The sequence below is a fragment of the Chitinimonas sp. genome (assembly GCF_041904975.1).
Taxonomy (GTDB): domain Bacteria; phylum Pseudomonadota; class Gammaproteobacteria; order Burkholderiales; family Chitinimonadaceae; genus Chitinimonas.
Map to the genome: position 1 here is coordinate 1 of NZ_JAYRLZ010000164.1, position 9,578 is coordinate 9,578.

Sequence of the window (9,578 nt, forward strand, 5' to 3'; positions counted from 1 at the left end):
CGCAGCACCGATGCCTTGCCCCTGGCTGATAGTCTGGCGACCGTGGGCGTGCGGCTGCAGGCGCGCGCGCAACTGGCGGCCAGCGACAAGGGCGGCTGGCTGGACGCTGCCAAGGCTCCTGCGCTGTGGCTCGGCGCACGCACGGCCAGCGATGGTGCCCTGGTCAAGCTCACCCATGTCATCAGCGATGGCCCGGCCATGCTGGCCGGCCTGAGCGCAGGCGATGTGCTGGTGGCGATCGATGGCTTGAAGGCAAGCCAAGCTAATCTGGATGCGGCGCTGGCGCAAGGCAAGGCCGGTGACAAGGTGGAAGTGCTGGCATTCCGCCGTGACGAGCTGATGAAATTCAAGCTGCGTCTGGCTGCCGCACCGACCAACACGGTGGGCTTGAAGCGCGACGATGCCGACAAGCTGACCAGCGCTGCCCGTAAAGCCTGGTTAGGTGCCTGACAGTGCCTTTGTCGCTGCGCAGGGGCGCAGCGGCAAGTAATGCCGGGCTTAGCGCCCGCCCTGGATGAAGTCGAAGCCGATATCGGGCGGCGTACCGGCGATGATGCCGGCGATGGCGCGGCCCGAGCCGGGGCCTTCGGTCCATCCCAGGGTGCCATGGCCGGCATTGATATACAGGCTGCGATAGCGACTCTGGCCAATGATGGGCACATTCGACGGTGTGGACGGGCGCAAGCCGGTCCAGAACTGGGCAGAGTTGATATCGGCCGAATCGGGAAACAACGAGAAATAGCGGCGTATCAGGGATTCGCAGCGTAGATCGTTCAATTCGGTGTCAAAGCCGCATAGCTCGGCGGTACCGGCAATACGGATACGCTCGCCCAAGCGGGAATACACCATGCGCATGGTCTCGTCGGTGATGCTCACATGCGGGGCGCCGACATGGCCCGCCGTGCTCATGGTGACCGAATAGCCCTTGGTGGGATAGATCGGTAGCGAGATGCCGATCTGTGCCAGCAGCGGGGCGGTGTAGCTGCCAAGGCAAACCAGATAGCGATCACTGCGCAGGATGTGCTGGCGTCCTTCACTGCACAGGATGCGCACGCCGCTGATATCGCCATCTTCGATTTCCAGCGAGCGGATACAGGTATTGAAGCGGAATTCGACTCCGGCTGCCTCGGCCAGCTTCGCCAGCTGCTGGGTAAAGAGCCGCGCATCGCCGGATTCATCATCCTTGGCATAGGTGGCGCCCACCAGACGGCCGCGCAAATTCGCCAGGGCGGGCTCGATGGCAATGGCTTGCTCGGGGTTCAGCGGCTCGCGCAGGCAGTCTTGCTGGCGCATCAAGGCGGCGGTTTCAACCGCGGCATCAAAACTCGGATGGTCGAAATAGATCTGCAGGATGCCACGGCAGCCCTGATCGTACTGAATGCCTGTTTCATCGCGCAGCGCTTGCAGTGTCTCGCGGCTATACAGGCCAAGGCGCAGCAGCTGGCGTGTATTGCGGCGGTTTGCCCCGGGCAGGCATTGCTGCAAAAAGCGCAGGGCCCACGCCCATTGCTTGGGATCAAGGCGCGGGCGGAACAGTAGCGGCGCATCATCGTGCCACAACCAGTTGAAAATCTGGCGCGGCGCATCCGGGTTGGCCCAAGGCTCGGACTGTGACACCGATACCTGCCCGCCATTGGCAAAACTCGTTTCCAGCGCAGGTTCCGGCTGGCGGTCGATCACCGTAACCTCAAAGCCGGCCTTGCGCAGATACCAGGCCGAACATATGCCGATAATGCCGGCACCCAGGATGGTGACTCTCACTCTTTCCCCCTTTTACCGGATGCAACATTGCATCGGCTTTGTACTGAGCCTAATAATAAGGACTGCATTGTCCGCCAATGATACAAAAATCCGGAAGTCCCCGATGACACTTACCCTGCGGCGCGCTGTGGTGCTGGCCATTCTGCTTGGATTGTTGATTCCTGGAATCATCAGCAGCATTGTCACGCTGAATCGTCAGCAGGATGGCCTGCTCCGGCAACTGAGCGAAGATCACCAGCGCATTACCGAAATTCTGGTGCTCGGTATGCAGGAGCCCCTGTGGAATCTGTCGCCCGATACCGGCCGACCCCTGCTCGATTCGGTGATGAGTGACCAGCGCATCGTGCGCGTTACCGTGCAGGATGCCACGCTTGGCACCTTTCTGGAGCAAAACAAGCCGGATCGGCGCCAGGGCAAGCTCAAGACCCTGTCGCAAAGCGTGACCAAGCAAGGCAATGTGATCGGCAAGGTCACGGTGGAAATGGACGATGGCAATGCGCTGGCATCCATCCACCAATATCAGCGCTACTACCTGTTTACCGTTGCGTTCCAGCTGTTTGTCAGCCTGGCGCTGATTCTCGGCCTGATGCAGAGCCGGGTGCTCAACCCGCTGCAGCGCTTGATGTCCGAGTCGATCCGCCTTGCGAGCCGCGATCTGTCCACGCCGTTCGAGTGGCGGCGCCAGGATGAAATCGGCAAGCTCGGGCAGAGCCTGGAAATCACCCGGCAATCATTGCACAGCCTGTTTGGCGAGCTGGAGGCAAAGAATCGCGAGCTGGAGGCGGATATCCAGCAGCGCAAGCAGATCGAGCAGGCACTGCGTGCATCGGAAGACCGTTACCGGCGTCTGGTTGAATCCACCAATGTGGTGCCTTGGGAAGCCAATCCGGCAGAGTGGCGCTTCACCTATGTCGGCCCGCAGGCAGAGACCCTGCTCGGCTATCCGCTGCATATCTGGTATAGCGAGGGTTTCCTGACCAGCTATCTGCATCAGGACGACCGCCATCTGGCCTACCAGCTGTTTACCGAGCAACAAGAGCGCGATTCGGTCATCGAGTTCGAATGCCGCATGCTAGGTGTGGATAGCAAGGAGGTGTGGGTATTGCTGGTGGCGACCGCCATTCCCGATGACACGGGCGAGCGCCATTTGCAGGGGTATCTGATCGATATCTCGGTGCGCAAGGCGACCGAAATCGAGCTGAATCACTATCGCAACCACCTTGAAGAACTGGTGGAGCTGCGCACCAAGGCGCTGGCCGCGGCCAACAAGGAACTCGAAGCCTTCAGTTATTCGGTTTCGCATGATCTGCGTGCGCCGCTGCGCAGCGTGGATGGCTTCTCGCAAGTGCTGCTGGAGGACTATAGCGACAAGCTGGATGACGCGGGGCGGCAGTATCTGGGGCGGATACGCAAGGCCACGCAGAATATGTCCAATCTGATCGACGACCTGCTGAACCTGTCGAAGCTGACACGCAGTGAAGTGAAGACGCAGCCGGTCAATCTCAGCGAGATTGCCAACGAGATCGTGCAGGAGCTGCAATTGCTCGAGCCGGGGCGCGAAGTATCGATCCAGATCATGCCGAACATGATCACCGATGCCGATCCGAAGTTGATACGCCTGGTCCTGCAAAACCTGCTGGCCAATGCCTGGAAATTCACCGCCAAGGTGGTCAATGCCGAAATCCGCTTTGGTGCCACCCATATTGATGGTCAGAATGCCTTTTATGTCGGCGATAATGGCGCCGGCTTCGATATGGCTTATTCCGACAAGCTGTTCGGGGCCTTCCAGCGCCTGCACAGCCCGCAGGAATTCGAGGGCAATGGCGTCGGGCTGGCGATCGTGCAGCGGGTGATCGGCCGGCACAACGGCCGGGTATGGGCACGTGCCGCACTGGGGCAGGGTGCCACCTTCTACTTCACCCTGCCGCGCCAGGTGGATCGCAACGCACCCTGATGGCGTGGCCGCTTGCTGCTTGATGCATGCCGGGGCTTTACATGGCGCCTTGCTGTGCTATAGTCCGCCGGTCTGCGTCAGGTGAACATTCGTTCACCAAAAATTCAAGGATCCCACCATGGACGACAACAAGAGCAAAGCGCTGGCCGCCGCCTTGGCGCAAATCGAAAAGCAATTCGGCAAGGGCTCGATCATGAAGATGGGCGAAGCCCAGATTCAGAATGACCTGCAAGTAGTTTCAACCGGCTCGCTGGGTCTGGATCTGGCACTGGGCGTAGGTGGTCTGCCGCGTGGCCGCGTCGTGGAGATCTATGGTCCGGAATCGTCCGGTAAAACCACCTTGTGTCTGCAAGCTGTAGCGGAAATGCAAAAGCTCGGTGGCGTTGCTGCCTATATCGATGCGGAAAACGCACTTGATCCGGTTTATGCGCAAAAGCTCGGGGTGAATGTCGGCGATATGCTGATTTCGCAGCCGGATACCGGCGAGCAGGCGTTGGAAATCGCCGATATGCTGGTGCGCTCCGGTGGCGTGGACATCATCGTTATCGACTCGGTCGCCGCCTTGGTGCCACGCGCCGAAATCGAAGGCGAAATGGGCGATCAGTTACCCGGCTTGCAGGCGCGCCTGATGTCGCAGGCCTTGCGCAAGCTCACTGCCAATATCAAGCGCACCAATACCTTGGTGATCTTCATCAACCAGATCCGCATGAAGATCGGCGTGATGTTCGGTAACCCGGAAACCACCACCGGCGGTAATGCGCTGAAGTTCTATGCCTCGGTCCGCCTGGATATCCGCCGCACTGGTGCCATCAAGAAGGGCGAGGAAGTGGTCGGCAACGAGACCCGCGTCAAGGTGGTGAAGAACAAGGTATCGCCGCCGTTCCGTGAAGCCAATTTCGATATCTTGTACGGCGAAGGCATCAGCCGCGAGGGCGAAATCATCGAGCTCGGTGTGCAGCACAAGGTGGTCGACAAGTCTGGCGCCTGGTATGCCTATTCAGGTAGCAAGATCGGCCAGGGCAAGGACAATGCGCGCGAATACCTGCGCGACAATCCCGCCATTGCCCGCGAGATCGAAGGCAAGGTACGCGCCCTGGTGGGTGTGGCTGTGCCGATTGCCGCTGCTGACGAAGCGGATGACGAGGAAATGCCGGAAAACGCTTGATCCGCGTGTGTACCCGACAAATGGCAGCTCAGGCTGCCATTTGTCGTTTCAGCCATGCTCCTATGGCGTGAACTTCTTCGATACATACTGAGTGCTGCATGCGGTAGCTGTGCCATTCCAGCGGGCGGCCGGGTTGGCTGACCTGCTGGCGGGCCAATTCGCCCAGTGCCAGTGGCACGATCGGATCTTGCTCGCCATGGGCGGCAAAGATCGGTGTCAGCTGGTTGGCTGGGCTGGCTTCGCTGCTCAACAGGGCTGGCGCCGGAATATAGGTGGACAAAGCGATGATGCCGGCGAGCCGCTCCGGATGGGTGAGCCCAACCGTATACGCCATGGCGCCGCCTTGTGAAAAGCCGGCGATAAAGATGCGCTCTGCTGCCACGCCACGCTGCTTTTCACGCTCGATCAGCACGCGGATGGCATCGCGATTCTGGCGAATGCCGGCTTCGTCGGCATGGCGGTTGATATTGTCGAAATACACGATGTCATACCAGGCACGCATCACGTAGCCGTTATTGCAGGTGACCGGAATCATCGGTGCATGGGGAAATACAAAACGTACGTTGGCGTGGCCGGCTAATCCCAGCTCCGGCACGATGGACACGAAATCATTGCCGTCGGCACCGAGCCCATGCATCCAGATCACTGACCAGCTCGGTGCGGGTCCGGTTTCAACTTCCAGGCTGTCGAGCAATACGCTCATCGGTTCAATCCTTTTACTTGTTCGTGGCGAAAACAGTCGGTGCTGTGGTCGTTAACCAGGCCGCAGGCCTGCATATAGGCATAAATGATGGTGGACCCGACGAATTTGAAACCGCGCTTGCTCAAGTCTTTCGAGATCTGGTCGGAAAGCGTGGTCTTGGCAGGCACCGGATTGCTGGCGCCGTGGTGGTTCTGTATCGGCGTTCCATCGACAAAGGCCCACAGATAGGCATCCAGCGTCAGGCCCCGTTCGCGCATGGCCAGGTAGGCGCGGGCATTGCCAATTGTGGCGGCGATTTTCAGCCGGTTTCGCACAATACCGGCATTGCCAAGCAGTTCGGCAAACTTTGCTTCGTCGAAGCGGGCAATCAGCTCGGCATTCCAGCCGGCAAAGGCGCTGTGATAGGCGTCGCGCTTGTTCAAAATGGTTTCCCAGCTCAGGCCTGCCTGCGCACCTTCCAGATTGAGCATTTCAAACAGCGTGCGCTCGTCGTGGCAGGGTACGCCCCATTCCTCATCGTGGTAGGCAAGGTAGCGCGGATTGTTCGGGTTGGCCCAGCGGCAGCGTAGTGGATGAATAGTCATTGAAATTGCTTCGACTGGCACGCCATGGCTAAGCATGGCGTGGTGATGAGGCGTAGGCAGAAAGATCAGAAGGATAAAGGAATATTGAAGCGGCGGCTGCCCACCGAGGCGCCATCGACAAAGCCCTCTACATGACAAGCCTCATCGGCATTCCGCGTCAATTCCTGCACCAGGCGCTCCGGTACCTGAACGATAAAGGCTTTCTTCTCGGGCACATAGCTGCCATTGAACTCGCGTGCCTGTATTTTCAGCGACTTGAGCAAGGGCGCGTCGCTGGCTGAAAAGCGCAAGGTAAATACCGAGTCATCGCCCGGCTTGTGGGTTTCGCGCGTTGAGTTGCACAGCTCGATATAGACCGGCCAGTGCCCGGCGATATGGCGTGATTTGCGCGAAGGCGGGGTGCTGGCGGTTTTTTTCTGGCCAGCGTCTTTTTGTGTAAACAGTGATGAAAATGCGGCCAGCACGCGTGACAGCCAACTGCTTTCTTCCTGAGCCATCTCGATTCCGCCTTTGATTTGCAATGCCTGCCTGTCCATTCTGGCAAAGCAGGCAGGCAATTGCCTATTTTTTGGGCCGGAATGACTTCACGATTGCAGGGTGGGTATCGATCCATGCGGCGCCGATCAGATCGAGACAGTAGGGAATGGCGGCAAAGATGCCATGCACCAGCGTATTGCCCTCGGCGTCTTTCAGGCCTTCCAGCGTCTCCTTGATGGCGCGTGGCTGGCCGGGCAGATTGACGATCAGGGCGCTGCCCCGGACGACGCCAAGCTGACGCGACAAGATGGCGGTGGGCACAAAGTGCAGGCTGATCTGCCGCATCTGCTCGCCAAAGCCGGGCATGAGCCGGTCGGCGACTGCCAGCGTGGCCTCCGGCGTGACATCGCGTGGCGCCGGTCCGGTGCCGCCGGTAGTCAGCACCAGGCCACAGCCTTGTGTGTCGACCATGTCGCGCAGGCTGGCTTCGATCTGCGCCTGTTCGTCCGGTATCAGCTGCTCGTACACCGTATACGGCGTCGAGATCGCGCTGGCCAACCAGTCGCGCAGGGCCGGCAGGCCGCGATCCTCGTACACCCCGGTCGATGCCCGGTCAGAGATCGACAGCAAGCCGATCTTCAGCGGTTCAGTCATCGGCCTCATCCTCATCTTCGGTGTCGGCATCGGCCTGAGGTACGATCTGTGGTTCCGGGTAGAGTGTTTTCAGGAACTGGAACAGCGCGCGGAAGTGCTTTGGTGGCTTGTTGGCTGCGCGCTCGCTGCGCGCATTGCGCACCATCTGGCGCAGCGACTGGATATCGATACCGGCATGCTCGTCGATCAAGCGCGCTACCGCCTTGTCGTCGGCCAACAGTTCATCGCGGGTACGCTCGATCAGATGCAGCCAGGCGGTCTGCTTGTCGTTGTCGCCGCGCAGGCTGTCCAGATAGGCCTGGATCGGCACCGGGTCGACCTCGCGCATCAGCCGGCCGATATACTGGCGCTGGCGTTTGATGGCGCTGTTGGCGGTGATTTTTTGTGCGTCGATGATGGCGGTGAACAGGGCGTCGGGCAGGTTCAGCTTCTTCAGATGGCTGCGCGACAGATCGATCAGCGCGACGCCAAGGTCTTGCAGCGCGTTCATTTCGCGCTTCATCTGCGATTTGCTGACGATTTCGATCTCGTCATCCTGATCGAATTCATCGTGGTTGACTGGGGTGTGACGTGACATGGCAGGCAGTGGGGAGACGATTCGGGCTGTTATGATACCGGACAGACGCCGCCCGCACCGAAACCGGTTGGCCGATGCCTGATTTGTTAACTCACTCTATATTCGAGAATTCATGAGCCAATCCACGATAGCGCCAGCCCAGGCTGAAGATCGCGCCAGTTTTTCTTTTAGCCGCACCCAGCTGGATGAACTGGCGGCGCGGGTGCTGGACAAGGCAAAGGCAGCCGGTGCCAGCGCTTGCGATGTGGATGTGTCCGAGTCGGCCGGCCAGAGCGTGTCGGTGCGCCTGGGTGAGGTAGAGACCATCGAGTACAACCGCGACAAGGGCATGGGCGTGACCGTTTATCTGGGTCAGCGCAAGGGCCACGCCAGCACCTCGGACTTTTCCGACGCGGCCCTGGCGCAGACCGTTGCAGCAGCCCTGGCCATCGCGCGCTACACCGCCGAGGACAGCTGTGCCGGTCTGGCTGATCCTCATCGCCTTGCACGCGATTTTGCCGACCTCGACCTGTACCATCCCTGGGCGCTGCCGGTTGAGGCCGCCATCAACCTGGCCCGGCAATGCGAGGTTGCTGCACGCGCGGTGGATGGCCGTATCGGCAATTCGGAAGGCGCGACGGTGTCGAGCCATGCCGGGCAGTCGATCTATGCCAATTCTCATGGTTTTTCCGGTTACAACCTCAGCTCGCGCCATTCGGTTTCCTGTGCGGTGATAGCCCAGGAGGCTGCGGTCATGCAGCGCGACTACTGGTATAGCTCGGCGCGCGCAGCGACAGATCTGGAGGAGGCAGCTGCAGTCGGCCGCAGGGCCGGCGAGCGGGCACTGGCGCGTCTTGGCGCGCGGCGTATCAAGACCGGCGACTACCCGGTACTGTATGACGCCGCTCTGGCCGGCGGGCTGCTCGGGCACTTCGTCAACGCGGTATCGGGCGGCAGCCTGTATCGACAGTCGTCCTTTTTGCTTGATTCGCTTGGCACCCAGGTGTTTTCGCCGCTGGTCGACATTGTTGAGGACCCATTTTTGCCGCGCGGCATGGCCAGCAGTAATTTCGACGCAGAAGGCGTGGCAACGGTGCGGCGCCAGCTCGTAGCGGCGGGCGTGTTGCATGGCTATTTCCTCGGCAGCTATTCGGCACGCAAACTGGGCATGGAGAGTACCGGTAATGCCGGCGGCAGCCACAATCTGCTGGTTGCACCGACAGCAGGCAATCTGGCCGATATGCTCAAGCGCCTTGGAACCGGGCTTTATGTCACCGAATTGATGGGGCAGGGCGTCAATGGCGTGACTGGCGACTACTCGCGCGGCGCGGCCGGTTTTTGGGTAGAAAACGGCGTGATCGTGCATCCGGTGGAGGAGGTAACCATTGCCGGCAATTTGCGCGACATTTATCGCGGCATTGTGGCGATCGGCTCGGATATCGAGACTCGCAGCAGCAAGCGGGTTGGATCGATCCTGGTGGAACGGATGACGGTAGCCGGGGAGTGATTGTTTCCATCAGGTGAGTGGCGATTTGCGATGGTATCTGTGGGCCAATCGCGCAGCTACAAGGTGTGCCGACAATTGACCAAGGTGAACCGCATACGTCGTGGCCGCATGTGGCGTGCCGGGTGAGTTGCTGCTGTATCGCTGCTTGCGATTGCCACTACCCGCGCTCTTTGTTGCCCGATTGTGCAAGGTGCGCAACATGGCGTTTACCACTCAT

The 9,578-nt window shown here is 60.0% G+C and carries 10 protein-coding genes; 4 read left to right on the plus strand and 6 right to left on the minus strand.

The window, feature by feature from the left end; genetic code table 11:
• On the plus strand, nucleotides 1–450 hold a 450-nt coding region (locus ACE3OH_RS14675; RefSeq protein WP_374354356.1), incomplete at its 5' end, for a PDZ domain-containing protein.
• 48 nt (nucleotides 451–498) lie between these two features.
• Here the strand turns inward: ACE3OH_RS14675 and ACE3OH_RS14680 are convergent.
• Nucleotides 499–1,761, minus strand: coding sequence for a D-amino acid dehydrogenase (locus tag ACE3OH_RS14680; RefSeq protein WP_374354359.1), 1,263 nt, complete (start codon nucleotides 1,759–1,761; stop codon nucleotides 499–501).
• Nucleotides 1,762–1,864: 103 nt separating this feature from the next.
• Between ACE3OH_RS14680 and ACE3OH_RS14685 the strand changes: the two genes are divergently transcribed.
• Nucleotides 1,865–3,715, plus strand: coding sequence for an ATP-binding protein (locus tag ACE3OH_RS14685; RefSeq protein ID WP_374354363.1), 1,851 nt, complete (start codon nucleotides 1,865–1,867; stop codon nucleotides 3,713–3,715).
• 118 nt (nucleotides 3,716–3,833) lie between these two features.
• A complete protein-coding gene (gene recA / locus ACE3OH_RS14690) occupies nucleotides 3,834–4,880 on the plus strand; it encodes a recombinase RecA (protein ID WP_374354366.1) in 1,047 nt (348 codons plus the stop codon).
• A 28-nt stretch (nucleotides 4,881–4,908) separates the two neighbouring features.
• On the opposite strand, the gene ACE3OH_RS14695 is transcribed toward recA, so the two are convergent.
• The 5 genes from ACE3OH_RS14695 to yjgA all read right to left on the minus strand — a co-directional run bounded on the left by ACE3OH_RS14695 (nucleotide 4,909) and on the right by yjgA (nucleotide 7,875).
• Nucleotides 4,909–5,583, minus strand: coding sequence for an alpha/beta hydrolase (locus ACE3OH_RS14695; RefSeq protein WP_374354369.1), 675 nt, complete (start codon nucleotides 5,581–5,583; stop codon nucleotides 4,909–4,911).
• Nucleotides 5,580–6,167 (minus strand): DNA-3-methyladenine glycosylase I, encoded by a 588-nt coding sequence (locus ACE3OH_RS14700; RefSeq protein ID WP_374354372.1) that lies wholly within the window; start codon nucleotides 6,165–6,167, stop codon nucleotides 5,580–5,582. Before ACE3OH_RS14700 ends, ACE3OH_RS14695 begins: the two co-directional genes overlap by 4 nt.
• 65 nt (nucleotides 6,168–6,232) lie before the next feature.
• The gene (locus ACE3OH_RS14705) at nucleotides 6,233–6,664 is read right to left on the minus strand and encodes a hypothetical protein (protein ID WP_374354374.1); all 432 of its coding nucleotides are present in this window, start codon (nucleotides 6,662–6,664) and stop codon (nucleotides 6,233–6,235) included.
• 64 nt (nucleotides 6,665–6,728) lie between these two features.
• A complete protein-coding gene (gene mog, locus ACE3OH_RS14710; RefSeq protein ID WP_374354377.1) occupies nucleotides 6,729–7,298 on the minus strand; it encodes a molybdopterin adenylyltransferase in 570 nt (189 codons plus the stop codon).
• Entirely contained in the window at nucleotides 7,291–7,875 is a 585-nt protein-coding gene (yjgA, locus tag ACE3OH_RS14715; protein ID WP_374354380.1) for a ribosome biogenesis factor YjgA, read from the minus strand. Before yjgA ends, mog begins: the two co-directional genes overlap by 8 nt.
• Nucleotides 7,876–7,987: 112 nt before the next feature.
• Between yjgA and pmbA the strand changes: the two genes are divergently transcribed.
• Entirely contained in the window at nucleotides 7,988–9,361 is a 1,374-nt protein-coding gene (gene pmbA / locus ACE3OH_RS14720) for a metalloprotease PmbA (protein WP_374354383.1), read from the plus strand.
• Nucleotides 9,362–9,578 lie beyond the last annotated feature (217 nt).

What these genes read in the sequence shown, in the direction of transcription:
- ACE3OH_RS14685 (WP_374354363.1), top strand. Translation starts at nt 1,865, where the DNA reads ATGACACTTACCCTGCGGCGCGCTGTGGTGCTGGCCATTCTGCTTGGA.
- recA (WP_374354366.1), top strand. Translation starts at nt 3,834, where the DNA reads ATGGACGACAACAAGAGCAAAGCGCTGGCCGCCGCCTTGGCGCAAATC.
- ACE3OH_RS14695 (WP_374354369.1), bottom strand. Translation starts at nt 5,583, where the DNA reads ATGAGCGTATTGCTCGACAGCCTGGAAGTTGAAACCGGACCCGCACCG.
- ACE3OH_RS14700 (WP_374354372.1), bottom strand. Translation starts at nt 6,167, where the DNA reads ATGACTATTCATCCACTACGCTGCCGCTGGGCCAACCCGAACAATCCG.
- ACE3OH_RS14705 (WP_374354374.1), bottom strand. Translation starts at nt 6,664, where the DNA reads ATGGCTCAGGAAGAAAGCAGTTGGCTGTCACGCGTGCTGGCCGCATTT.
- mog (WP_374354377.1), bottom strand. Translation starts at nt 7,298, where the DNA reads ATGACTGAACCGCTGAAGATCGGCTTGCTGTCGATCTCTGACCGGGCA.
- yjgA (WP_374354380.1), bottom strand. Translation starts at nt 7,875, where the DNA reads ATGTCACGTCACACCCCAGTCAACCACGATGAATTCGATCAGGATGAC.
- pmbA (WP_374354383.1), top strand. Translation starts at nt 7,988, where the DNA reads ATGAGCCAATCCACGATAGCGCCAGCCCAGGCTGAAGATCGCGCCAGT.